Source organism: Paenibacillus sp. UNC217MF (genome assembly GCF_000686865.1).
In the GTDB taxonomy this organism is placed as follows: Bacteria; Bacillota; Bacilli; order Paenibacillales; family Paenibacillaceae; genus Paenibacillus_B; species Paenibacillus_B suaedae.
On the sequence record NZ_JMLT01000003.1, the window covers coordinates 634,097 to 658,372 of the forward strand.

Consider the following 24,276-nt stretch of genomic DNA (forward strand, 5'->3'; position numbering starts at 1 on the left):
GTAAAATATATTAACCTAGCCTATTATAGATACGGGTTCTCGCTCTTCGCCTTGAGCACATTCCAGCGCCGCTCTACTTCTTGCTCGAACGACTGCAGCGCCTCCGCATTCTCCGGCTTGCTCATATGCTTCGTCTTGCCCATCATAACCAGCCATTCGAGTAACGGAACTTTCTTATTCTTATCCTCCGGATTGTACGTAATTGTTGTAACCCCTTGTTCCACTTCATACAACGGGAAGAAGCAGGAATCTACGGCTGCATTGACAATCTGTGTGCCCAGCTTGTCTTCGGACAGCCAGTTAAGAGGACAGGTAATTAAAATTTTGCCGTATACAAGCCCCTCATTCTGAGCATACCATTGTGCTTTAGCCGCCTTCTTAAGCAAATCCTGTGGGAATGCTTCACTACCTGTGAAGACATATGGAATGTTCGTTGCCGCCATAATTTGCGCGGTATCTTTATGATGGAACATCTTGCCCGCCTGCACCTTGCCTACGTTAGAGGTCGAAGTGCGGTGGCCAAGCGGAGTCGAATATGACAATTGCGCACCCGTGTTCATGTAGCCTTCATTATCGTATTCCAAAATAATCATCTTATGATTGCGCAGAGCCGCTCCAATCGCCGGCCCCATACCGATATCCATCCCGCCATCGCCTGTAATCATCACAAACGTGAAATCATCTGGCAGGTTCAGGTGATCCAGCTCACCGCGCCGCTTCCGTTCCCAGAACATTTCGACGACTCCGGACAGCGTTGCTGCCCCATTCTGGAACAGGTTGTGAATATATGTCGCCTTGTGGGCAGAGTAAGGATACCCGGTTGTGACAACCATTGCGCAGCCCGTATGGAACAGTGCTACAATATCTCCCTCGATCCCCTTGAAGAACAGCTCAAGACCGGAAAAGATGCCGCAGCCTGGACACGCGCCGTGGCCTGGAGCAATTCGCTTCGGCTTCTTCGTCAATTGGCGCAGCGGCGGAACGCGAACGCTTAGCTTGCCGGACTCCTCATCCTGCTTCACCGTAATTAGCCCTGTCTTCAAATCTTCATATTTCATCGGTTCAATGACACGCTGCGGGGCCTTGGCTGGGTCACCAGGCGTATGTCCATGGTAATCGAATGGCTTCTCGACATAGCCCTTCTGTGCTGCCTCAATGGCACACTCGAACAGTGCATGACCATCCTCAGCATAGAAATCCTTACCGCCAAGCCCGTAAATACGGCTGATTATCATCGTATCACGGTTACCATGCGTGAACAGTGCTGACTTCACCTCATTGACCATATTGCCGCCGTGACCGCCATAAGAATCAGCACGGTCTCCCACTGTCACGACTTTAATATGAGCCAGCGCATCCGCTATCTCCTTCGCTGGGAATGGGCGAATGATGTTCGGCGATATGGAACCGGCTTTAATTCCCTGCTCCCGAAGCTGATCGACGACATCCTTAATAATTTCCGCCGCGGAATTAAGCAGGAATACAGCTACTTCTGCATCCTCCATCCGATATAAATCCAGAATCGGATAATCTCGTCCCGTCAGCGCAGCATATTCGGTGCGGATGCGATCGAACACCTCTTCTGCCTTATACATAGCCATGGACTGCTGATAACAGTTATTAATATAATCCGGCTCGTTCATATAAGGCCCTACCGTGATTGGATTATTGCGATCCAGTGTATCAGCGAATCCGCGCACAGGCTGTTCGCCAACGAAGCGATGTACGTCTTCTCGCTTGGCGAAGGTCTGAACACGCCGCTTCTGGTGCGAGGTGAAGTAGCCATCGAATGCAACTAGCACTGGAAGCCGAACCTCTGGATCCTCTGCAAGCTTAAGCGCCATAATGTTCATATCGTACACCGCTTGTGGATCTCGGCAGAGCAGAATCGGCCAGCCTGTATTCAGTGCAAAGTACAAATCCGAATGATCCCCATGGATGTTCAACGGACCCGATACGGAGCGGCACACTAAATTCATGACCATCGGGAATCGCGTACCTGATTGGACAGGCATTTGTTCAAGCATATACATGTATCCGTTCGCACTCGTCGCATTGAATACCCGTCCACCTGCAGTCGAGGCTCCATAGCATATTCCTGCCGATCCATGCTCACCGTCTGCTGGAATTAGCTTAATGTCATGCTGTCCGTTCGCCTTCATCAGATCAAGGAATTGTGCCACTTCTGTTGATGGCGATATCGGAAAATAGCCCATAACATGATAATTAATTTGATGTGCGGCATATGCAGCCATTTCATTGCCTGACTCATACACCATCCGCTGCTCAACCGTACCGCCGGTCACTTCTTTTTCATACTCAATTGCCATAGCTACTCATCCTCCTTACCTTCTATCTATCAATGGCGTTCAGCCAGCTCGAACATATGCGGAACACGATGTTCATCCGCATATCCGTCCTCTTCCCGCTCATCGGTCAATGCTTCTGTAGGACATGCATATACACATTTCAAGCAGCCTTTGCAATATTGATAATCAATGCCTTGGAGGAACATTTGCGGTCGACCCTTCTTGTCCGGCTGTTCTTCCCACACAAAGCAAAAATCAGGGCACACATTATCACAGGCCGCGCAATGAATACATTTATCTGAGGCAAAGTGCGGCATCATACCGGCACGAGAGATGCTTAGATCCTTCAAGATGGAGTTGCCTGGATTCACGACGGTACCGCCGATAGGCTGCGTCTCATAGCCAAGCGCTGGCGTATCCCAACGAATTGGCTTCGGCAGCAGGACTCCCTCAGGGAAGGAAAATGACTGGAATTTCACTTCATCATATCCACGTTGGAACGTATTCAGCGCCGGCTGAACCGCCCCCGGATATTTTTTCTCCAGTGATTTGCGAATAACGCCCTTCATTTGCTCTGCATCCAAGAAGTCGCATAAGCGGAACAGCGCACCGAGCATCGCCATATTCACGCGATTTTTCTCTTCCAACGCAATTCCAATTGCATCGACCACCGCGATGGTTCCACCCGGCAGCTTCAGCTTCTCCTTCAGTTCCTCAGGAGATTTGGCAGAGTTGACGAGTATGAGGCTGTCCTCATATATGCCGCTCGTTACATTGACTGTCTTGTATAAAGACTCATGAAAAACACCCACGATATGAGGACGTTCCACTGGTGTCGTATCCCGGATTAGCGTTTCTGGCATACAGAACCGAATGTGCGCCTTAACTGGAGAACCCTTTTTCTCTGATCCATATGAGGAAAAGCTGACGCCGTTCAAATCGCTGCCGGTAACTCCAGCTTCCGCCAGCATTTTGCCGGCCAAATTCGCTCCAAGCCCCCCGATTGATTCCAATCGGATTTCAAAAAAACCTAGATCATTTACTTTAGGCAGTGTAACCATGTAGGCACTCCTTTCCTAACTGCTCCCCCTACGTTGCTTACAACGCTGGAAGCAGAACCTTTGTCGTTATATGCAGCTGTCTCCTAGACAGATAGAACCGAAAATGGTGGAGGTTGTTCGCATCGTCCGCATTGATTTGCAGGATGCAGGTTAACTCAGACTGAATTCGGGCAGCAAAATACACCACTTTACCCGCACTAAATGTGACGAACCAGTTCTAAGTGATCTGCGCTGCACCACGAATGCACCACAAATGAAACATTGGGAACTCGCACTTGTTACGGTATGACAAAATGGTAAGTCTGATGGAATGGTACAAAGTATGATTTATGTCACTAATGACTAAGGGTAAATTGACCAATCGATGAAATGTGAATAATGAATGACTGCAATCTAATAGAAAGAAAAGACTAGACAGCCCAGATGCGTGGTAATGTGAGAATGAGAATCCAATAGATCCTTGAAGGTTGAGGTGAAATGTCGAGCAATGACATGCATGATCATGCACGCATACGGATTAGATACCGTGTGCCGAAGTAAGATTTGATTTCAAAAAGTTATAATCTGTCTCAAATAAAGGCATGTGTCATAGTTCGTAACATATATGCTAGAGGTCTATTATGTTATGACTGTCAGGGCTCAATCATGCCTAATTGAATCCATTGCAAGCGCGCGAGCTGATGATAAGCAGCTCTCTCAATGATGGGGAAATGCTATGTTTCTATCCATAAAAGGAATATACCAATGCTAGCAAATATCCGCAGCCCCAGATTCAGAAGGAGTACGGTTGTCACGGTTATTACGAATCAAATTACGCACCACAAAATGGTAGCGGTTGCAATTGTCATCTCCCTTCTTTTCTTGTAGAAATGTGCTCTATTACGGCTTATCATACCCCTATATTTGCCAAATAGTCAACTGAATTAAGCAGTCTTAACTGGCTGCAAACAATGGGCACAATTGAAAGCGTTATTTGTGATTAACATCACAATGTATACTTACCTTCTATGTTACTTTGAATCTATAAATGACAGCTAATGAGTTCGCCGGCTTACGGTGCCACATTCAAATAGAGATCCGTAAACCGACTACACCTAGGTAAGGAGGGAATCATCATGCGGGAGCACCTTAGTATCCCAACTGCCCCCGGATGCGGGCCGTCAACGTTAACGAAAAGTGGAGAGACGTTCGGCTTAAATTTGCGATTTCTACTAATTGTATGCGTCTTTGTCGGCAATGCGATTGAACCACTCATCATGCGCATGCCTGAGATGAAAGCTATTTTCCTTTGGATTTTTACATTCCACATGCCTTTATTCGTGTTCATCACAGGTTATTTTGCACGCAGCAATCTAAACGGTGCGGTAGGTATTCGTATCCTGAAGCAAATCGCACTTCAATATATTATTTTTCAAACGATCTACTCGCTGCTTGATTATCTTGTGTTTCGCGTACCAGGCATTAGTCATTCCTTTTTCATTCCATATTTGCTGCTCTGGTTCTTAGTCGGCCATCTATTCTGGAGACTTATGATGAAAATGTTCACGCGTTTTTCGATATGTCATCCACTGCTTATCTCCATTGTATTAGGATTTCTAGTCGGCTTTCTGCCGCTCCAGGGCGCGTGGCTCGGCATTTCTCGTTCGGTCGTCTATTTGCCGTTCTTCGTTATTGGGTACACATTCTCTTATGAGAGATTTCGGGCATGGCTGACACCGTTCGTGCGGTATATAGGGGTTGCCATATCCATGGCGCTGCTTGTCGTGCTCTATATGATGTCTGAGCCTATCAATCCTATCTGGTTCATGAATCATATGACCTTCCATGAACTTGGATGGACACAGTCCGGTTGGCTTGCCCTATTCAACCGTACCGTCATCTACTTGACGCAAATAGTTGCTTCCGCTGCCTTCTTGGCTTGGGTGCCAATACGGGAAACTCATTTAACGAGCTTAGGCAAGCGAACTTTGTACGTGTTTCTCCTTCATGGGCTAATCATTCGCTCCGTCGTGCTGACAGGTGTATATGCTCATATTACGTCAGGCTGGAGCGCAGCACTGCTGATCGCAGCGTCTATTGCCGGTGCTGTTCTGCTGGCGCAGCCACAGGTTACGGCATGGCTCCATCCGATTATTGAGCCGAAGTGGGATCCGATTGCAGGATGGATACGCCATAAGCTGTTCCGCGCGAAAATCAAGCACAGCTAATCGATTATTCTTGTTGTCACATACGAGCTGGTTTCGGCTCACAATCATTGTCCAAACACCGCGAGAATCTGCATTTTTGCATGCTGTTTTCTTGCGGTGTTTTTGTGTGTGCAACAGCGTGTTCGCCTAGAATGGATTGGTAGATAAACCCCAACAGTTGTGATAGACTACTAAGAAACCCATTGGCAAGCACTAGAAAAAGCCATTCAAAAGTTCGATTTTATGTAAGAAGTAGAAAAATAGGACTCGTCCCGCGCGACGGGAAGGACATGAGATGGAGGTTTACCATATGACAGCCAAAAAGATGCGCTCAGACATGATTAAAAAGGGCTTTGATCGTGCGCCTCACCGCAGTTTGCTGCGTGCCGCAGGCGTTAAGGAAGAAGATTTCGACAAGCCGTTCATTGCAGTATGCAACTCGTATATCGATATCGTTCCCGGTCATGTACATTTGCAGGAATTCGGTAAAATTGTAAAGGAAGCCATTCGCGAAGCCGGCGGCGTTCCATTTGAATTCAATACCATTGGCGTCGATGATGGGATTGCCATGGGCCATATCGGCATGCGCTACTCGCTGCCAAGCCGTGAGATTATCGCGGATTCCCTTGAAACCGTTGTATCCGCACACTGGTTCGACGGTATGGTATGTATTCCGAACTGTGACAAGATCACACCAGGTATGATTATGGGCGCATTGCGCGTCAACATCCCGACTGTATTCGTCAGCGGCGGGCCAATGAAGGCTGGTAAGGATTCCAACGGTCGCTCCATCTCCCTCTCCAGCGTGTTCGAAGGTGTTGGTGCTTATCAAGCCGGCAAGATTGACGATAAAGGACTTCAAGAATTGGAGCAGTATGGTTGCCCAACATGCGGATCCTGTTCCGGCATGTTCACAGCCAACTCCATGAACTGCTTGGCAGAAGCACTCGGAATTGCGCTTCCGGGCAACGGAACGATCCTTGCTGTAGCGCCTGAGCGACGTGAATTCGTCAAGAAATCCGCGAAGCAGCTGATGAGTCTCATTGAGAAGGACATTAAGCCGCGCGACATCGTAACAATGGAAGCTATCGACAATGCCTTTGCCGTTGATATGGCGATGGGCGGTTCCACGAATACGGTGCTTCATACGCTTGCTATTGCAAGAGAAGCTGGCTTTGAATATCCAATTGAACGTATTAACGAAGTAGCAGCGCGTGTGCCTCACTTGGCCAAGATTGCGCCTGCTTCCGATTATCATATTGAAGATGTGCACAACGCTGGCGGCGTCAGCGCGGTTCTGAACGAGCTGTTCAAGAAGGAAGGCGCCCTCCACGGCGAGTGCATTACCGTAACAGGCAATACATTGCGTGAGAATGTGGCGGACAGCCCAATTCTCGATACCGATGTGATTCACACCTTGGATAACCCGCACAGCGAACGGGGCGGCTTGGCCGTTCTATTCGGCAATCTGGCTCCAGAAGGCGCGATTGTTAAGGTCGGCGCGGTTGATCCGTCCGTTGGCGGGCATCACATGGGCCCTGCAATCTGCTTCGACTCCCAGGACGATGCATTGGCTGGTATCGCGAACGGCAAAGTCAAGGAAGGCCATGTAGTAGTCATCCGCTATGAAGGCCCTAAGGGCGGTCCAGGCATGCCTGAGATGCTTGCTCCAACCTCGCAAATTGTCGGCATGGGCTTGGGCGCTAAGGTAGGTCTGATTACAGACGGACGCTTCTCTGGCGCTTCCCGCGGCATCAGCATTGGTCACATCTCGCCTGAAGCAGCAGAAGGCGGCCCAATCGCCTTCGTTGAAGATGGGGATATTATTGAACTCGACCTTAACAACCGCAAGATCGAGCTCCAAGTATCCGATGAAGAGCTTGAACGACGTCGTGCTGGTTGGAAAGGCTTCGAGCCGAAGGTGAAGTCCGGATATCTCGCCCGCTACTCCAAGCTCGTTACGAATGCAAGCCAAGGCGGTATTTTAAAGATCTAATTCTATTTTTAATACGTATTGTTGCAATAAGGAAGCCCGCTCTGCTATACCGAGCGGGCTTCTTGTTCTGCAAAAATAAATTGTAGGCTAAACAATGCTGGATCCAATCCCGATCTTCATGATGATCGTTTTGATTATTGACATGCAATATTATGTTCTATAGATTAGTTGTACAACGCCAGAGGAGAATGTTCTTGTATGAACCAACTTTACATTCAACCTCTGTTTTATATCCATAAACAATGGTTTCCCTTCACCCAAAATAACAGGGTGAACTGATAATCTGAATTCATCAACAAGACCTAAACGGATAAAAGTTGTGATAAGGCTTGCTCCACCATACAGCCAGATGTCTTTACCAGGCTTATTCTTTAATGCCTTTACTTCTTCAAGGATATTGTCATTTATGAATATCGCTTGATTATCAGTTCCTTTTTGCGTCTTGGAGAACACATACTTCTCTTTACTGTGAACAAGTTCCCACATTTCTTTTTCAGCTTCCGTACTTTCGCTTCCTGGCGTAAATTGTCCCCATAAATCATAACTTTTTCTTCCATACAAAATCGTATCAATTTGATGTAAGAAATGAGTAAATCCCATCTCAGCGTCCATCATGCACCAATCTACTTCCCCATTCTTCCCTTCAATAAAACCATCTATCGTAACGGCTAAATCAAGAATTATTGTTCGCCCCATAAATGGCCTCCCCTTTCATTGATTTGTTTCCCTCATTATAGACCTTAATGATGTCATCCTCTGTCATATTAATAAAGGAATGTTCTCTCTGCCACCGTACGCAAAACAGGCTGCCTCATCTTGGATGAGACAGCCTGCAAATAACGAGAATTATTCAAATTAGACCAAATGGCAAGCAACCTGATGTCCGCCGCCCATATCACGATACTCCGGAACCGCCTGCTTACAGATGTCTGTCGCAAACGGACAGCGCGTATGGAACTTACAGCCGGATGGCGGATTCGCCGGGCTTGGAATATCCCCTTGCAATACGATCCGATCAGGCTTGCGTGTTGGATCTGGTACAGGCACCGCAGACAGCAATGCCTTCGTGTACGGATGAAGCGGATTTCTGAACAGCTCATCACGAGGAGCCATCTCAACGAGCGAGCCCAAGTACATAACCCCGATACGGTTGCACAAATGCTCAACGACCGACAAGTCGTGAGAAATGAACAAGTACGTCAGGTTCTTCTGCTCTTGCAGATCACTCAGCAAGTTGATGATCTGTGCTTGAATCGATACGTCGAGCGCCGATACCGGCTCATCCGCTACGATAAATTCAGGGTTCAGCACCAAGGCGCGCGCAATCCCGATACGCTGGCGTTGACCACCAGAGAATTCATGAGGGTAGCGATCGATATGGTAAGGAGCAAGACCGCAAATCGTCAAAATTTCTTTGACCCGATCACGCACTTCGTTCTTCGAAGAAATGCCGTGGTCAATCAAGGCTTCACCGATTGCATCGCCGATCTTAATACGCGGGTTCAAGGAGCTGTACGGATCCTGGAACACAAGCTGCATCTTGGGACGCATACTGCGCAATTCCTTTTTCGACAAGTCATGAATCTCTACACCGTTGAACAATACTTGTCCTTCCGTCTTGTCGAGCAGGCGAAGAATCGTACGACCTGTAGTCGACTTACCGCATCCGGATTCCCCTACGAGACCAAGCGCTTCCCCTTTATTCAAGCTGAAGGACACGCCGTCAACCGCACGAACATGGCCTACCGTTTTAGATAAAATACCGCCCTGGATGGGGAAGTATTTTTTCAAATTGTCTACTTGTAGCAACGGTTGTTGACTCATTGTACGTCCCCTCCCTTTTCATACAGCCAGCATGCTGTCTTATGTTTGTTGTCATACACCTTAAGCTGAGGCTGCTTATCCGTACAGATGGACATGCAATGCTCGCAACGATCATTGAAATAACAGTTCTCTCCGAGTTCAACAGGGTTCGGAACCTGTCCCGGAATCGTATATAGACGCTCCATACGCTCATTGATGACCGGCTTTGCCTTCAAGAGACCTTGTGTATATGGATGCTTCGGATTTTTGAAGAGCTCAAGCACAGGAGCTTCTTCAATCACTTTACCTGCATACATAACGACAACATGGTCAGCCATTTCCGCTACGACACCAAGGTCATGCGTGATCATCATAATCGCCGTATTGAATTCCTTCTTAATGTTGCGCATCAAGTCCAAGATCTGTGCTTGAATCGTTACGTCGAGCGCTGTTGTCGGCTCATCCGCAATGAGAAGCTTCGGATCACAGCTAAGCGCAATCGCGATCATAATCCGTTGACGCATACCACCACTAAGCTCATGCGGATATGCATCTAAGATTTGTCCCGCACGTGGAATGCCGACCAGTTCGATCAGATCAATCGCACGTTTTTTTGCTTCCTTCTTCGTAACGCCTTTATGCAGCAGGATCGGTTCTGTCAGCTGTTCCCCGATCGTAAATACCGGGTTCAGAGACGTCATCGGCTCCTGGAAGATCATCGCGATTTCGTTACCGCGAATCTGGCGCATTTCACGTTCCTTAATTCCAAGCAAGTCTTTGCCATTATATAAGATCTGTCCACCCTCCACTTTACCCGGAGGAGAGACAAGACGCATAAGAGACATCGCTGTTACGCTTTTTCCGCATCCGGATTCACCAACGACACACAGCGTTTCTCCTTCTTTAATTGAGAAGCTGACATCATTGACCGCTCTTACGACGCCGCTGCTAGTATAGAAATTCGTCCGCAAATTGCGAAATTCGATCAAGTTATTTGACATAACGTATCCCTACCTCTTCATTTTCGGATCGAGGACGTCCCGCAAGCCGTCACCAATGATGTTAATCGCAATTACTGTCATGAAAATACATACGCCCGGCGGAATCCACAACCATGGACGCTTCTGGAAATCAATCAAGTTGTTCGCTGCCGTAATCATGTTCCCCCATGATGGCGTCGGCGGCACAACCCCTAGACCCAAGTAACTCAATACCGACTCTTGCAGAATTGCACCCGCAACCGTCAATGTTGCTACGACGATGATGATCGGAATCGTGTTCGGGAGCAAATGACGGAAGATTTTGCGGCGGTCACGCAGACCGAGCACTTCTGCCGCTTGCATGAACTCTTGCTCACGCAGCATCAAGATCTGTCCGCGCACGAGACGGGACAAGCTTGGCCAGCTCATGAATCCGAGCAAGAACATAACGACGAAAATCCGCTTGTCCGGCGGAACCTTCATATCTGATAGTACCGCACCAAGAATGATCAAGAGCGGCAAGCTAGGAATCGACATCATAATATCTGCTAGACGCATGATGATGGAATCAACCCACCCGCGATAGTAACCTGCAAGTGCTCCTAGTGTACTACCGATTGTGACAGAGATAATCATCGCAACGAGACCGACGATCAAGGATACGCGACCTGCAAGCATAACGCGGAGCAGAATGTCGCGTCCAAGGTTGTCTGTACCAAGCCAATGCGTAGCGGAAGGACCTTTATTTTTCATTGGGCCCATCGTATCCAAAGTATATGGCGAGAACAGCGGACCAATAAAACAAATGATGAACATCAAGACTACAACGACAATTCCGCCCATTGCGAATTTGTTCTTGCTAAGTTGCTTAAATGCCAACCTCCACGGGGAAGCAGGCTTCGTCTTCGATGCAGCTGTTGCAGCCGCAGAATTAGTAGCAGTTTGAGACACGAGCTTTTTCCCCTTTCTATTTCATGCGTACACGTGGATCAGCCACGCGGTACAGCACGTCAGCTAAGAAGTTACCTACAACAGTGAGCAATGCCAAGAACATCGTGAAGCCCATCAACAGGAAGTAGTCACGCGACGTGATTGCTTCCAGGTTGATGCGGCCGATACCCGGCCAGTTGAAGATTTTCTCTGTAATCATTGCGCCACCGAACAATCCCGGAAGCTCGATACCCAGCAACGTAATTGCAGGCAGCATTGCGTTGCGAAGCGCGTGTTTGAAAATAACTGTTCTTTCTTTCAAGCCTTTTGCACGTGCAGTACGGATATAATCCTGACGGATAACTTCCAGCATGCTCGTACGGAAATACCGTGTAAGCGATCCTACACTCAGTGCAGTCAATACGATAACTGGCAGCATTAAGTGGTGAATCAGATCCCAGAAGTGGGCCAATCCGGTAGCATTGCTTCCGGAGGTGTACATTCCGCCAACAGGGAATATTTTGAAGTCGACAGCTAACGCTTTAATTGCATATAAGCCAACAAAGAACGATGGCAATGACATTAAGGCAAATACGAGAAACGTAACTACCCCATCAAAAAATGAATATTGCCTGATAGCAGAAAATACACCGACAAGAATTGCTATTGCCCATGATAAAACTAATACGATTGCAGCGATCATAAAGGAATTCCACATATAGCGATTAAGTACAGTTGTAACCGGTTGCTTATGCTGTATCGACATCCCCAGATCTCCCTTGAGTGTGTTGCTCGCCCAAGTGAAGTAACGCTCAGTAAGCGGCTTGTCCAAACCATGAATCGCTTTAAGTTCAGCAGCGCGCTCTTTGGAAATCGTCGGGTTCGAATCGATAAAGTTACCCGGTGCCAATGCAAATACGGCGAACAGGATAACGGATACCCCTATTATCGTAGGAACCAATTGTAACAGCCGCCGAATGGCGTATTGCTTCATAATTATTCCTCCTAGCTTTATATAAGCCTAAATGCCCAGCCCGGAGGCTGAGCATTTTGCAGGCATTATTCATATGCCTTGCGGCTATTGAATTTGCAATTGTGGCAGGCTATACGTGAAGTTGCGATATGGCGACATATCGAAGCCTTGCAAGCGAGCGTTGTTCGCCCACATATCACGACGCTGGTACAAGAAGATGTAAGGAAGATCCTCATTCAACTCTTTATACAACTCTTTAAAGACTTCCTTGCGCTTTTCTGTGTCGACCATTGCTCCAGCTTTCGTGAACAACTCATCAACCTTCGGATTGGAGTATCCAACATCATTCTGGGAACCGCCAGACTTGAACACATTTTCACCGGATTGCGGGTCTGGTGTTAAAGCCCACGCCAAGAACATCATGTCGAAATCGCCTTTTTTACGCTTGTCTATAGCTGCATTGAAGTCCATTTGCTCTGCAACGAATTCAATGCCAAGCTCTTTGTAGCTCGCTTGAGCAAGCGGAATAATTGCATCGTTTACAGGGTTAGGAGTTGTAGCTGTGAACGTAATCTTAAATTTCTTGCCGTCTTTTTCACGGATGCCGTCTGCGCCAACTTTCCAGCCTGCTTCATCCAGCAATTGTTTTGCTTTTTCCAGATCGAAATCGTACTTATTCACATCATCTGTGTACGCCCAAGATACTTTGGATTGCGGAACGTTCAGAACGTCTGCATAGCCTTGATATACGGCATCAACGATCTCCTTACGGTTCAGACCGTAAGTCAATGCTTGGCGTACACGCTTATCTTTAAATTGGTCATGCTTGTGGTTGAATGCGATGTAACCATAGCTGTTCGCTGGGAACAGGTTAATATCAACGAACCCGAATTCTTTCAATTGCTCGATCGTATCTTTGTTAACATCAATGAAATCCATATCCGTTTCGCCGGCCTGCATCAATTGCACATTTGTTTCCGACGTCGTGAATTTGTAGATCAATTTTTCGATTTTAGGCTTGCCTTGGTAGAACAGCTCGTTTGCCACCAATACTGCCTCTTGACCTGGAGTGAACTTTTCAAGCTTGTACGGCCCATTGCCGACCGGATGCGTGAACAGATCTCTCATGTAACCAAGGCTGCCTTGCTTATAATCCTTTCCGTAGATTGCTTTGGGAAGCACGCCTACGGAACCGATAGCGGAAAATGCCAATGCATTCACTTCTGTCGTTGTTACTTGAATCGTGCGTGCATCAAGCACTTTAATACCTTCAATGGATGTCGCTTTTCCTTCTTTATACTCTTTGCCGCCCTTAATATGAGCGTCCTTGATAATATCAGTAGGACCGTCATAGGATTTATCGTGCAAAACAGTCAAGCTGAATGCTACGTCGTCCGCAGTTACTGGAGTATTATCACTGTACTTCAAACCATCACGAAGTGTAAACGTATAAACAAGGTTATCAGGGGAAATTTCCCATTTCTCTGCAATGCCTTCTTTATAAGTACCGTCTTTGTTAACTTCGATCATGCTGGTGAATATGGAAGTATTAATATAGTTATCGTACGTTGAGTCTGCAAAGAGTGGGTTAAAAATACCACTTGGTGACGTGATGCCGATAATCATCGTGTCCTTACGATTCTTCGCAAGCTCTGGAGACAAGGATACATCCGAAGCTTTAATCAAGCCATCGGTTACCAATTCTTCAGCCGGTTGTTCTGTATTTTGGCCAGTAGTCTTGTCTGTACCCTTAGAGGAATTCCCGCCTCCGCAAGCAGACAGAATAAGTGTCAATGACAACAATAAGCAAATCATAGTGCTAAGACTTTTTTTCACAACATTCTCCCCTTATTTCTTAGATGACATTTATAATTAGTATAAAAGTTGTATACATATTACCTAGTTAGCTTCGAATGTTCGGCTATATACTCTTTTATAGAACATTGGTCAATAAAATAAGAAAGAATGACCAATTCCTCACCAAGAGACGAATATTTTTTCATAATACTACTTGATAATTTCGTATTTGTAAATGCTTATGTCAGCTTTACCTTAAAAGATTTTAATTTTCGTTCGATAACTTTTTTTTATCAATCATAGGAAAATCGTCTCAAAAAATCAAACTATTTTTATACTAAAAACGGAAATCTGATCCTATTTCACTATATTGTATCCCCTCAGTGGATAACTGTCTACTTATTCCTCTCAGAATGTGCATTTCTGCATTTTCATTTTCTTGCATAAAAGTTGCATAAATACTCATTCCGTTAAGGAGTACAAAAAAAGCTCTGAAAAATGAACAATGTCATTTTTCAAAGCTTTTAAATCAAATGTTATTATTTGGTAAATATATCGAATTATAACGGATGCGCCACATTCTCTACTTTCTTATCGACGAGCACAAGCCGCTCAGAAGCGTTCGCATCATATGCATAATTTCTATCTCTTCCATAACGCGATAACAAGGTTTCTGTCGACATAATAATCAACTTCGGAATCATCTGTTCCGCTTGCTGCCTCAATCGATTCTGTCCCTGTGGATGAATAATGCTCATCAGCAGCCGCAAGTATCTCCGAGACACCCAGGAGAATAATCCTCTTGGCAAATCTCGTACCGTAAATCCGAATTGCTCGGGTCCCCGGTGCATCATGCTTACTCCGTACAATGCTTTCACATTCGCCCGTAAATTCTGATCGCTTAGCAAGTAATCAGCAAGCTCTGGCAGCGTACGTTCTACGGAACGTATCATCTGAATTGCAATTTGCATCGCACTCCTCGACCGATGACCAATATCATATAATAGTCGATTGTCGAAATGCAGTTCCAGTACCAGGTCATTATGCTTCAATTCTACTCCGTCATCTAAGACTACGGCCTTGCCATGATACGGACGAACACGGAAATGAAACACAGGCTGTTCATGGTTCGTTGTCTTCAACGCAAAGACGGAGTGGAAGGCTTTCTCATAGAGAAACCAGAGACGTACGACCATGCGTCTAAGCAAGCTTGGATTCTTCATCCGGGCTTGATCGGTCAATCGAATGAGCTCATCGACACGGACACAGCGCAGCTCACGCTTCTCCGCTTCGTCTAGAAACCGTTCCAATGCCGCCAGCATATTCGCTGGCGCTTCCCGATCTGCCCCAAGTGTAAGGCCGCAATCATGCAGCAGAAGAACTTCCCCACCCCGACATCGCTTCATCATACGCCGATACAAGCGTTCAGAGCCGAGCTTCTTCCGCCAATCCCCGAATAGAACAGACCACAATATAATTTGCAAGTGACCCAATCTGCCATAATCGAATAGATTGACAATCCCCCAAGGCGGTCGATAGTAATTCGATCGTTTGCCAGTTACTGATTCAATAATGTCTGACGTTTTACGGATTTGACGTTTCACCGTTTTTGGACGCATCAGCCAGTTGGACTTATGAACATAATTGTGAATACCGATAAGATGACCCTCATCGTGCATTCGCTTCAGCACGTCTGGATGCTGCTCTGCGTGGATGCCAACCACAAAGAATGTTGCCTTGGCATTATATTTCTTCAATAGGTCTAACAGCTGAGGTGTATAGATCGGATCTGGACCATCGTCGAATGTCAATGCCAGTTCCCGTTCTGCACGTCCCTTCTGGAAGACACGAAATCCAAACAGGCGGCTGATTAAGCCAGGGAGAAACGCATAAAACGTCAGGATGTAAAACCCCCATAATAAAATGAATTCTACCATCCCAGTTCCCCGTTTCTTATATACATAATAAAATGCAACGTTCTCAAGCTCTTCAGACTTGAACATATACGTATACTTACTCTACGTATGAACTGTTATTATTGTAACATAATGAACAAAGAATAGGCACGGGAAATCGTTTCGTGTACAATGATTATCATATTGTTATTTGGTGAAAAGGAGTCTGTTCTATGATTGCATTTTACCGTAAGTATTGGCGGACAGCATTTGATATCGCCTTGTTGATTTTGACTGCATATTTAATCATGTACACGTTTAGCTACTTGTACTCGATAGCCGCCCCTATTTTTCTAGCCTTCATCGTGTTCATGTTCATCGAACCGCTGGCGGCATTTCTTCACCGGCGGGGTATGCGGAAAGCTATCGCTTCGGCCATCTCCGTCTTATTGTTCGTACTTGTCATTCTAGGAGCTATGTTTGGACTCGGTTTTATTCTCGTGCATCAAGCAATCGAGCTGCAAGCCAAGCTGCCTACCTATATTAAGGCAGTTCAGAGTGAATTGGTGAACATCGCCACGTACTTGCAGAACCGGTATGAATCACTGCCGCCTGATGTATCTGGCCGCATCAATGAATATGCCGGCAACGCCGCCCAGCATATTTCCGAATTTATCGTCGGATTTCTCAGCCTGCTCATTAAGCAAATAACGTCCTTCTCGACGTTTACGCTGAACTTTTTCATCGCCATAATCCTTGGCTATTTCCTCAGCATCGAGATTGATACTTGGCGAAGAGTTGCCCGCAATAAAACGCCGCGCACGTTTCTAAAAGCCTACATATTTCTAAAGGAAAATGTGCTGAAGGGGTTATCTGCTTACTTAAAGGCTCAACTGAAGCTGATTTCCGTTACCTTCGTCATTGTGTTTATCGGTCTGCTTGTACTTGGCGTGAGCAATTCCTTCTTAGTCGCTTTATTGTCGGCAATTTTTGATTTACTGCCGCTCTTAGGGATTCCATTCATCTTTATCCCTTGGATCGCCTACCTGCTCATTATCGGGAATACATCGCTAGCCATTGGACTTGCTGTCGTTATGGGCGTCACCCTTCTAATCCGGCAAATCCTTGATCCGAAGATTACGGGGACATCGCTTGGGGTATCCGCATTTACGATGCTGTCCTTCATGATCGTGTCCATGTCATTGTTCGGGGTTATCGGCATCGTCATGTCCACCGTCCTCTTGATCTTAATAAAAGCTCTTTACGATCAAGGTTATTTAAAACGTTGGATTCGTATGCCTAAAGAAGAATTTGTATCTGGACATCCATTTGACAATACTTCTCCAGATCAAAGTGAGGACAATAAAGATAACGGAGAACCAAAGAACAAGTAGAAACCATGATACCTTGTTGATATGAAATAGCAGGCCAATCTTCCTTGAGGAGATTGGCCTGCTATTTATGTGGAGGCTGTGCAGCCAGCACATCCATTACAGCTCGGAATACCTCTGTTGCCTTATGCGAAGTGCCAGATTGGTCATCTTCGCTGACGACACTCACTGCATACTTTGGCTTCTCAATTGGGCCGTACCCTATAAACCATGTATGTACGTTAGCCGTCCCATATGCCTCTGCTTGGGCCGTACCACTCTTGCCTGCAACGTTCCAGGAAGTCTGTTTAAGCGATTGCCCCGTACCATACTGGACGACATCCACCATCATTTTCATTACGTTGCGGGCTGTCTCCAGCTTCATCACTCGCTCCTTTTTGACTTGTACAGGGAATCGAACGATCGGCATTCCTGTGGCATACTGGACTTCTTGAATTAATCGTGGTGATCCGAAGTTTCCATTCTGAAGCAGCGTTACAACGAAGTTGGCTGCAGCCAAAGGTGTCAATCGCACATTCCGCTGCCCGATACCAGATTGAGCTCGTTCTCCTCCCGACACATTCCCCGGCTGTACATCGTCAGGAAATATTCGACTCTCTTCCTCCGCTTCGAAATGCCGCAAACTCCGGTGGCCCATCTCATCATCCGAAACCATACCAACAAGCCCGCTTAGCCCCATTGTCTTGGCATAGTTCAATAGCTGATGCCCTGTCAATCGTTCTCCCAGCTCAGCAAACACTTCATTGCATGACTCTGCCAATGCCTCGCGCAATGTCAACGTACCATGCCCTTCCGGCAACCAGCACGCTAGACCATACTTCCCATAATGCCCATCGCAGGAAAAGCGTTCATTCAATTGCGTCAGTCCCGCTTCCATTGCGGCAGCCGCAATGAACAGCTTATAGACAGACCCCGGAGGGAGGGCCTTGGTTGCTCGATTGTTCCAAGCTGCCTTCTCCGGCTCTATATGATAAGGATCTGCGGCAGGGCGGGACACCATCGCCACCACATCCCTTGTTGCTGCATCAAGGACGACTACCGATCCCTTCTCAATATGATGCCGATCAAGTACTTGCTCAATAGCAGCTTCGATTGTCTGATCCGTTGTCGTAATAAGCCTTAATGGATAATATGGATTATCAGGACGCCGTAAGCGCACATCGAGTCCATGCAGCGGCAGTTGACTTGCATCTGTATAATGGACGACTGTCGTGGCGCCCAATCCCTTGAGCAATGGTTCAAACGTTCGTTCCAAACCCGATACACCAACAATACTTGAATCAGCATTGTTGCCACTCTTCTTGAAATACTCATTGCTCGATGTATCCGTCATATCCGCAATAGCCCCTACCCATTGCGGAGTATGCTGACGAAGCGGATATCGAACCGTATATGGAAGTACTCGAATCCCTTCCCAATCCGATAATCCAATTCGCTCGGCCTGCTCTGTACTCAGCTCGAAGGGCAATTTTTTATCCTTCTCATTCGGCCAAATGTAAGGTTCGACAAGCTCCTCCCATCGACGCCGGACTTCTTGTTCTGACTCGTGCAGCCAGAGCGCCATGCTCCGAACTGCATCCGTACGAATAGCATTTTTATTCACTGGGAAGAGGACAAGGGCCTTCACGACCTGACCCGTATACGGGCGCCCAGCCCGATCTACGATCGAGCCGCGTCCATCATCCAGCACTACACCACGTGCCCGTTGAATGACGGTGCGCTGCAGAACAGTATGGACACCATCACCCACCTTGCTGTGCACGAACAACAGCTGAAGCCAGCCTAATCTAACAATATAGATTCCGATCATTACGGTAATGGCACATGCGAGCAGAACAAGCCGATTGTACATGAGCTTCTGCCGCTTCGAACGCTGGCGCGACAACACTTCATCCACCTCCTTTTCCACAAACGAAGTCCGTTTCTTCTTTTCAGTACCATTACTGCCCACTTCTCCTTATGCATAACCACAAGTGTTGGATCGTGCCCCAACCTATCCTTTTGTTCACACGTACTCGGCATTATTTCTGCACAAAAAAAAGCCCCTACCATTCGGTAAGGGCTCACTCTATCTCGTTATTCTAAATCACTTACGCTTTGGCATTCTTCTTACGCATCATATCGAAATACGTAACCGGCTGATCGACCTTCATACGCACAAGTTGCAGCGGATGGCGAGCTGCATCCAGCTCATTGCCTTCTGTATCCCACAGCTTCTCTACCTTCTGCTTGAAGAACGTATTGTTCGGGCCGAAGAACTCAACCTCAGCTCCAACCTTGAAGTGATTGCGCTGTTGAACCGTCGCGATGCCTGTCTCAGCATCGTAGTCCATAACCAATCCAGCGAAATCATAAGGTGCAGGCTTGTCTTCCGGCTCGTAAATATGATCCTCATGATCCGGCTCTTCGTAGAAGAAACCTGTATTGACAGGACGGTTAGCCGCCTTGTAAATCTCATCCAGCCATTCCTGCTTCAGCTCATAATTGTCCGGATCGGCCATATACGCATCAATGACTTTCCGATACACATTAACGACCGTAGCCACATAGTGAATCGACTTCATCCGGCCTTCAATCTTGAAGCTGTCCACCCCAACATCGATCAGATCCGGCAGATGCTCAATCATGCACAAGTCCTTCGCGCTCATGGCGAACGCATTGTCATTCTCATCGAACAACGCCTTTTGATTGACGCCCAGACGGAACTGCTCCAATACAGAAGAACCGGAAGCTTCCTCTTCGCTGATCATATCCATGGCATCTGCACGGTCATCCTCGAACAGATCGTATTTCCAACGGCATGATTGGCAGCAGCCGCCACGGTTGGAATCACGGTTTGTGAAGTGGTTGGACAACACGCAGCGTCCAGAATAAGAAGAACACATCGCACCATGAATAAAGGCCTCAATTTCGATGTCAACGTGATTTTTCATTTCCTGAATCTCATCCATGCTCGTCTCCCGAGCTAAGACGACGCGAGGCATGCCTTCATCTTTCCAGTATTGAATCGTCTGCCAGTTCGCGATGGACTGCTGTGTACTTACGTGAACCTCCAGCTTCGGCGCCACGCGCATGGCAGTATCAATGATAAATGGATCTGCAGCAATAATGGCACTAATGCCCGCATTCTCCAGATTGCGAAGATACTCTTCCAAGCCTTCGACATCTTCATTATGCGCATAAATATTCGTCGCCACGAACACCTTCGCCCCATATTTTTTAGCAAACTCCACACCTTCACGCATTTCTTCAAAGCTGAAATTGTCCGCATTGGAACGCAGACCGTATTTTTGCCCGCCAATGTATACGGCATCCGCACCGTAGTGAATGGCGAACTTCAACTTCTCCAAATTACCGGCGGGAGCAAGTAATTCCGGCTTATCCAAGCGATATCGCTTGCCGTTATATTTACGTTTCGTTTGTGTACTCATCGTTGTACGCCCCCTCCTTAATACATTTGTTCTTTATAGAAAAATCCGAATGAGAGCTCTCGCTCTGGATCTTGAACCGCACGAATGCGTTCCAGCCATTCTTCCTTCATGGAATACCCTTTAGGATCGGCGATATAGCTATCAATTGCTTCGCGATACACGCGAACAATGGTTTCATTGTAATGAATAGACTTTAAAATTCCTTCGATCTTAAAGCTGTCGATGTGCGCATCGAGCAGCAACTTCAAATCTTCGATGATGCACATATCGTCTGAACTCATGATATGTGTTCCATTCGCATCTTCATACATCGGGAACTTCTCATCCTGACGTTCACGCTCTACGAGGAACAGCTTCTGTTCCATCCCTACCTCATATGTGCCTTCTTCTTTGCCAAGATGACGCATGTAATGGTGGACTAAATGGCGCTTGGAATGATAAATATTCGTCATCCCATGGATTTGAACTTGAACTTCCATATCCGGAAGCTCGCGCTTCATCTCTACCACTTGCTCCAGATTCAGCTCGCGGGCAGCAACGATACGGCTTGCGCCACGCTTCTGCCAGTACTGAGCTGTCCGATAGTTCGTCGATGTCATCTCCGCATTCCACTGCAGACGAAGGGTTGGCGCTGCTGTTCGTGCAACCATAATTACAGCTGGATCGCCATAGGCAATCGCATCAACGCCCAGTTCCTCAAGTCGCTTCAAGTAAGACGACAGATCTGTCAGATGCTCATTATGCATAATATTATTTACTGCAACATACAGCTTGGCGTTATGGCTGCGGACGATCGGCAGGCTTGCCTCGATATCTGCAATGGTCATTTCGCCTGGCATGCGCATGCTATATTTTTCTTCCCCGACGAGGACTGCATTCGCGCCTGCTTGAAGCAAGCGTTCCAATTCCTCAACACTGCCTGCGGTAACAAGCAATTCAGGTTGATAAGTCATGTTCATTTCACCGCTTTCTATTGTGCTGCCGTTTTCTTGCTCTGTTCAATATTACGCTGATGCTCTGGGAATGTCTTGGCGAACAGATGCGTGTGGGTGCCGTCTTTTTTCGTCACATAATACAAATATTCTGAAGCCTCCGGCTTCAATACTGCTTGAATGGAGGCCGTACTTGGACTGGAAATAGGCCCTGGCGGCAATTTATCTATTTTATACGTATTGTAAGGACTGTCGATTTCCAAGTCCTTATAATACAAACGTTCCTTCGGCTTGTCCAGTGCATATTGAACGGTGGCATCAATTTGCAGGCGCATCCCCTTTGCAATTCGATTATCGATGACGCCCGCAATCAATGGACGCTCTTCATCCACAACCGCTTCTCGCTCAACAAGCGAAGCCAAGGTCAGCATATCGTGCAGCGTCAGACCACGTGTCTTCAAATCGGATTCCCAAGTTGCGGAAGCCTCCGACAATCGCTTCTCTGTCTCTTGCACCATCCGTGCAATGATCTCTTCCTCAGAACTCCCCTTCTTCAACTCATAGGTCTCAGGGAACAAGTATCCTTCAAGACGATGCTTCAACTTGGCGTCAGTCGGAATATGCACAGCGATCGGGGCCTGTCCCTTAAGCCAAGCCGTATCATTTGCCAGCTTCAAGAAGCGATTCTTATCCACAACGCCATCATTGCTTAGTTTGTCCGCAATTTGTTCTACGGTATAACCTTCTGGAATTGTGAAGCGAACCATTTCTTCCGGAACGACTTCCCCGCTGTTGAGCTTCGCGATAATGTCGTCATAGGTAACACCGGGACGGAACGTGTATTTCCCCGCTTGGAAGCGGCTTCCCTCCCCGTTCCATTTCAAATACACTTTAAAAATGAGTGCATTGCGAATAATTCCCTGCTCCTCCAGCTGTGATGCGATTGCTGCTGTTCCAGAGCCCTGTTGGATCGAAACGGGAATCTCCCGTTCTTCTTGCGCGAGCGGACGCATTCCGCTCCATATATAACCAACACCAGCGCCAGCTACGAGTAGAAGCACAAGGCTGATCGTGAGCAGCACCTTCGAGCCTTTCTTCATCCACACACTCTCCTACATGGAAAAAGAGCGGAAATCCGCCCTTTTTCCGTAAAATATCAGTTAGCCGATGCCATCCATCGACTCTACAAACGACAAATTAAAATTCGTCTCGGTACGTTAATTCATCATACAGCTCAGCTACTTCTTCCCACTCGTCATCATCTTCGATCGTTTCGAGCTCCCAGCCTTCTGCTTCGTTCCCGATAATGCGATACAGTTCCTGCTCCGGTTCTTGAGCACCTTCTGGAAGAAGTACTGCATACGCTCGATCATCAAGCCGGAATTCAGCGATTAACGATAGGACACGACTGTGACCGGCCTCATCCGTCATCTCAACGAATTGACCGAAGGCATTCTTTAGCTGTTCTGTCAATTGAAGTTCAAGTCGTTCGGTCACCCTTCATTCTCCTCATCCGCTGTAAATAACGTATTGAACGTTTCCTCGACAATATTCCATTCTTCTTCGTCCGTAATGGTAAACAGCTTCAAATCGTCGTCCTCTTCTTCATAACGGAACGCATACACTTCATCCGCATCTTCATCATCAGAATCGACAGGTACGACCATCATATATTTTTTGTCCGTGCCATCTACATCGAACTTCATAATGACTTCGAATTCTTCCTCGTTGCCCTCGTCGTCCGGAATATAAATGATCTCCGGTTCTTCTTGCAAATGTTCATCTCGTGTCATAGTAACCCCTCACCTTCTTGATTGATAGTCAAGATATGTTTGTAATATAATGGTTGCCGCCATCTTATCGATGACTTGTCGACGCTTCTTGCGACTGACGTCAGCTTCCAGCAATGCGCGTTCTGCCGACACCGTACTCAAGCGTTCATCCCACAGGTGAACGGGCAATCCGAACGACTGCTTCAACTGTTCTGCAAATGACATGCTTAGCTCGCCCCGAGGTCCGACTGTGCCATTCATGTTCTTCGGCAGTCCAAGGACGAAGGCTTCCACGCCGTGCTCCTTCACAATGTCACCAAGTCGCTTCAGATCATTCTCTGGTTTGCGACGCTCAATGACTTCAAGTCCTTGTGCCGTCCAACCAAAAGCATCGCTTATCGCGACACCGATCCGTCGATCTCCGTAATCCAAGCCAAGAATCTTCATTCAGTCTCTCCCAGTATTCATCCAGTGATGCTTACTTCTCTATCCGTGCTGCATTCATCCTCGCGACTTATCGGTGATGATTCAAGTAGAAGCGAACTAATTCTTCAATCAGTTCGTCCCGCTCTTTCTTCCTCACGATACTTCGAGCATTGTTATGCCGCGGGATATAAGCGGGATCCCCGGATAGAAGATAACCAACGATTTGGTTAATAGGATTGTATTCCTTCTCGAGAAGCGCATCATAGACAGACAACAGGATATCTTCGTTGGAAGCTTGCTGTTCCTCCGCTTTTACATTGAACTTCATCGTCTTATCCATGGAATTCATCGCTAACACCTCGCTTTACTCTTATCATAACACATACCCGAACAA

Annotated in this window: 20 protein-coding genes; 3 read left to right on the forward strand and 17 right to left on the reverse strand. The window is 47.0% G+C overall.

The genetic code is table 11. The features are described from left to right. Positions 1 to 23 precede the first annotated feature (23 nt). Both BP95_RS0103055 and BP95_RS0103060 read right to left on the reverse strand, forming a co-directional pair. A complete protein-coding gene (locus BP95_RS0103055) occupies positions 24 to 2,330 on the reverse strand; it encodes a thiamine pyrophosphate-dependent enzyme (RefSeq protein ID WP_021256983.1) in 2,307 nt (768 codons plus the stop codon). Positions 2,331 to 2,359: 29 nt separating this feature from the next. Then, positions 2,360 to 3,370: a 2-oxoacid:acceptor oxidoreductase family protein gene (locus BP95_RS0103060; RefSeq protein ID WP_028531378.1), complete on the reverse strand. Its 1,011-nt coding sequence runs from the start codon at positions 3,368 to 3,370 to the stop codon at positions 2,360 to 2,362. Between the two features lie 1,115 nt (positions 3,371 to 4,485). Here BP95_RS0103060 and BP95_RS0103065 point away from each other — a divergent pair. Beyond that, the gene (locus BP95_RS0103065; RefSeq protein ID WP_021256985.1) at positions 4,486 to 5,577 is read left to right on the forward strand and encodes an acyltransferase family protein; all 1,092 of its coding nucleotides are present in this window, start codon (positions 4,486 to 4,488) and stop codon (positions 5,575 to 5,577) included. Positions 5,578 to 5,866: 289 nt separating this feature from the next. After that, complete coding sequence (gene ilvD / locus BP95_RS0103070) at positions 5,867 to 7,552, forward strand: dihydroxy-acid dehydratase (protein WP_028531379.1); 1,686 nt, start codon at positions 5,867 to 5,869, stop codon at positions 7,550 to 7,552. Between the two features lie 150 nt (positions 7,553 to 7,702). Here the strand turns inward: ilvD and BP95_RS0103075 are convergent, their stop codons facing one another. The 7 genes from BP95_RS0103075 to BP95_RS0103105 all read right to left on the reverse strand — a co-directional run bounded on the left by BP95_RS0103075 (position 7,703) and on the right by BP95_RS0103105 (position 15,972). Next, positions 7,703 to 8,248 (reverse strand): dihydrofolate reductase family protein, encoded by a 546-nt coding sequence (locus tag BP95_RS0103075; protein WP_021256987.1) that lies wholly within the window; start codon positions 8,246 to 8,248, stop codon positions 7,703 to 7,705. Positions 8,249 to 8,407: 159 nt separating this feature from the next. Next, complete coding sequence (locus BP95_RS0103080; protein ID WP_021256988.1) at positions 8,408 to 9,376, reverse strand: ABC transporter ATP-binding protein; 969 nt, start codon at positions 9,374 to 9,376, stop codon at positions 8,408 to 8,410. Beyond that, entirely contained in the window at positions 9,373 to 10,356 is a 984-nt protein-coding gene (locus BP95_RS0103085) for an ABC transporter ATP-binding protein (RefSeq protein WP_028531380.1), read from the reverse strand. The genes BP95_RS0103080 and BP95_RS0103085 overlap by 4 nt, the downstream gene beginning before the upstream one ends. A 9-nt stretch (positions 10,357 to 10,365) precedes the next feature. After that, positions 10,366 to 11,286, reverse strand: a complete 921-nt coding sequence (gene opp4C / locus BP95_RS0103090; protein WP_021256990.1) for an oligopeptide ABC transporter permease — start codon at positions 11,284 to 11,286, stop codon at positions 10,366 to 10,368. A gap of 16 nt (positions 11,287 to 11,302) precedes the next feature. After that, positions 11,303 to 12,259, reverse strand: coding sequence for an ABC transporter permease (locus tag BP95_RS0103095; protein WP_021256991.1), 957 nt, complete (start codon positions 12,257 to 12,259; stop codon positions 11,303 to 11,305). 84 nt (positions 12,260 to 12,343) lie between these two features. Beyond that, complete coding sequence (locus BP95_RS0103100) at positions 12,344 to 14,074, reverse strand: ABC transporter substrate-binding protein (protein WP_028531381.1); 1,731 nt, start codon at positions 14,072 to 14,074, stop codon at positions 12,344 to 12,346. A gap of 521 nt (positions 14,075 to 14,595) precedes the next feature. Next, positions 14,596 to 15,972 carry a polysaccharide deacetylase family protein gene (locus BP95_RS0103105; RefSeq protein ID WP_028531382.1) on the reverse strand — a complete coding sequence of 459 codons (1,377 nt, stop codon included), beginning with the start codon at positions 15,970 to 15,972 and terminating at the stop codon, positions 14,596 to 14,598. A gap of 191 nt (positions 15,973 to 16,163) precedes the next feature. Here BP95_RS0103105 and ytvI point away from each other — a divergent pair, with 191 nt between their 5' ends. After that, entirely contained in the window at positions 16,164 to 17,324 is a 1,161-nt protein-coding gene (ytvI, locus tag BP95_RS0103110) for a sporulation integral membrane protein YtvI (protein ID WP_028531383.1), read from the forward strand. A 61-nt stretch (positions 17,325 to 17,385) separates the two neighbouring features. On the opposite strand, the gene BP95_RS0103115 is transcribed toward ytvI, so the two are convergent. The 8 genes from BP95_RS0103115 to BP95_RS0103150 all read right to left on the reverse strand — a co-directional run bounded on the left by BP95_RS0103115 (position 17,386) and on the right by BP95_RS0103150 (position 24,231). After that, positions 17,386 to 19,209 carry a peptidoglycan D,D-transpeptidase FtsI family protein gene (locus tag BP95_RS0103115; RefSeq protein ID WP_051613972.1) on the reverse strand — a complete coding sequence of 608 codons (1,824 nt, stop codon included), beginning with the start codon at positions 19,207 to 19,209 and terminating at the stop codon, positions 17,386 to 17,388. Between the two features lie 202 nt (positions 19,210 to 19,411). Continuing rightward, positions 19,412 to 20,752 carry a peptidase U32 family protein gene (locus tag BP95_RS0103120; protein WP_028531385.1) on the reverse strand — a complete coding sequence of 447 codons (1,341 nt, stop codon included), beginning with the start codon at positions 20,750 to 20,752 and terminating at the stop codon, positions 19,412 to 19,414. A 17-nt stretch (positions 20,753 to 20,769) separates the two neighbouring features. Next, positions 20,770 to 21,705 carry a peptidase U32 family protein gene (locus BP95_RS0103125; RefSeq protein ID WP_028531386.1) on the reverse strand — a complete coding sequence of 312 codons (936 nt, stop codon included), beginning with the start codon at positions 21,703 to 21,705 and terminating at the stop codon, positions 20,770 to 20,772. Between the two features lie 17 nt (positions 21,706 to 21,722). Next, positions 21,723 to 22,784: an endolytic transglycosylase MltG gene (mltG, locus tag BP95_RS0103130; protein ID WP_028531387.1), complete on the reverse strand. Its 1,062-nt coding sequence runs from the start codon at positions 22,782 to 22,784 to the stop codon at positions 21,723 to 21,725. Between the two features lie 97 nt (positions 22,785 to 22,881). Next, on the reverse strand, positions 22,882 to 23,181 hold the full coding sequence (locus BP95_RS0103135; RefSeq protein ID WP_028531388.1) for a DUF1292 domain-containing protein: 300 nt from the start codon (positions 23,179 to 23,181) through the stop codon (positions 22,882 to 22,884). Then, positions 23,178 to 23,477, reverse strand: a complete 300-nt coding sequence (locus BP95_RS0103140; protein WP_021257000.1) for a DUF1292 domain-containing protein — start codon at positions 23,475 to 23,477, stop codon at positions 23,178 to 23,180. The genes BP95_RS0103135 and BP95_RS0103140 overlap by 4 nt, the downstream gene beginning before the upstream one ends. A gap of 9 nt (positions 23,478 to 23,486) precedes the next feature. After that, complete coding sequence (gene ruvX / locus BP95_RS0103145) at positions 23,487 to 23,903, reverse strand: Holliday junction resolvase RuvX (RefSeq protein WP_021257001.1); 417 nt, start codon at positions 23,901 to 23,903, stop codon at positions 23,487 to 23,489. 67 nt (positions 23,904 to 23,970) lie between these two features. Next, positions 23,971 to 24,231, reverse strand: a complete 261-nt coding sequence (locus BP95_RS0103150) for an IreB family regulatory phosphoprotein (protein ID WP_005547503.1) — start codon at positions 24,229 to 24,231, stop codon at positions 23,971 to 23,973. Positions 24,232 to 24,276 lie beyond the last annotated feature (45 nt).

Bases quoted from the DNA above. Each gene is read 5' to 3' on its own strand.
- BP95_RS0103055 (WP_021256983.1), bottom strand. From the start codon at position 2,330: ATGGCAATTGAGTATGAAAAAGAAGTGACCGGCGGTACGGTTGAGCAG.
- BP95_RS0103060 (WP_028531378.1), bottom strand. From the start codon at position 3,370: ATGGTTACACTGCCTAAAGTAAATGATCTAGGTTTTTTTGAAATCCGA.
- BP95_RS0103065 (WP_021256985.1), top strand. From the start codon at position 4,486: ATGCGGGAGCACCTTAGTATCCCAACTGCCCCCGGATGCGGGCCGTCA.
- ilvD (WP_028531379.1), top strand. From the start codon at position 5,867: ATGACAGCCAAAAAGATGCGCTCAGACATGATTAAAAAGGGCTTTGAT.
- BP95_RS0103075 (WP_021256987.1), bottom strand. From the start codon at position 8,248: ATGGGGCGAACAATAATTCTTGATTTAGCCGTTACGATAGATGGTTTT.
- BP95_RS0103080 (WP_021256988.1), bottom strand. From the start codon at position 9,376: ATGAGTCAACAACCGTTGCTACAAGTAGACAATTTGAAAAAATACTTC.
- BP95_RS0103085 (WP_028531380.1), bottom strand. From the start codon at position 10,356: ATGTCAAATAACTTGATCGAATTTCGCAATTTGCGGACGAATTTCTAT.
- BP95_RS0103095 (WP_021256991.1), bottom strand. From the start codon at position 12,259: ATGAAGCAATACGCCATTCGGCGGCTGTTACAATTGGTTCCTACGATA.
- BP95_RS0103105 (WP_028531382.1), bottom strand. From the start codon at position 15,972: ATGGTAGAATTCATTTTATTATGGGGGTTTTACATCCTGACGTTTTAT.
- ytvI (WP_028531383.1), top strand. From the start codon at position 16,164: ATGATTGCATTTTACCGTAAGTATTGGCGGACAGCATTTGATATCGCC.
- BP95_RS0103120 (WP_028531385.1), bottom strand. From the start codon at position 20,752: ATGAGTACACAAACGAAACGTAAATATAACGGCAAGCGATATCGCTTG.
- BP95_RS0103125 (WP_028531386.1), bottom strand. From the start codon at position 21,705: ATGACTTATCAACCTGAATTGCTTGTTACCGCAGGCAGTGTTGAGGAA.
- mltG (WP_028531387.1), bottom strand. From the start codon at position 22,784: ATGAAGAAAGGCTCGAAGGTGCTGCTCACGATCAGCCTTGTGCTTCTA.
- BP95_RS0103140 (WP_021257000.1), bottom strand. From the start codon at position 23,477: ATGACACGAGATGAACATTTGCAAGAAGAACCGGAGATCATTTATATT.
- ruvX (WP_021257001.1), bottom strand. From the start codon at position 23,903: ATGAAGATTCTTGGCTTGGATTACGGAGATCGACGGATCGGTGTCGCG.
- BP95_RS0103150 (WP_005547503.1), bottom strand. From the start codon at position 24,231: ATGAATTCCATGGATAAGACGATGAAGTTCAATGTAAAAGCGGAGGAA.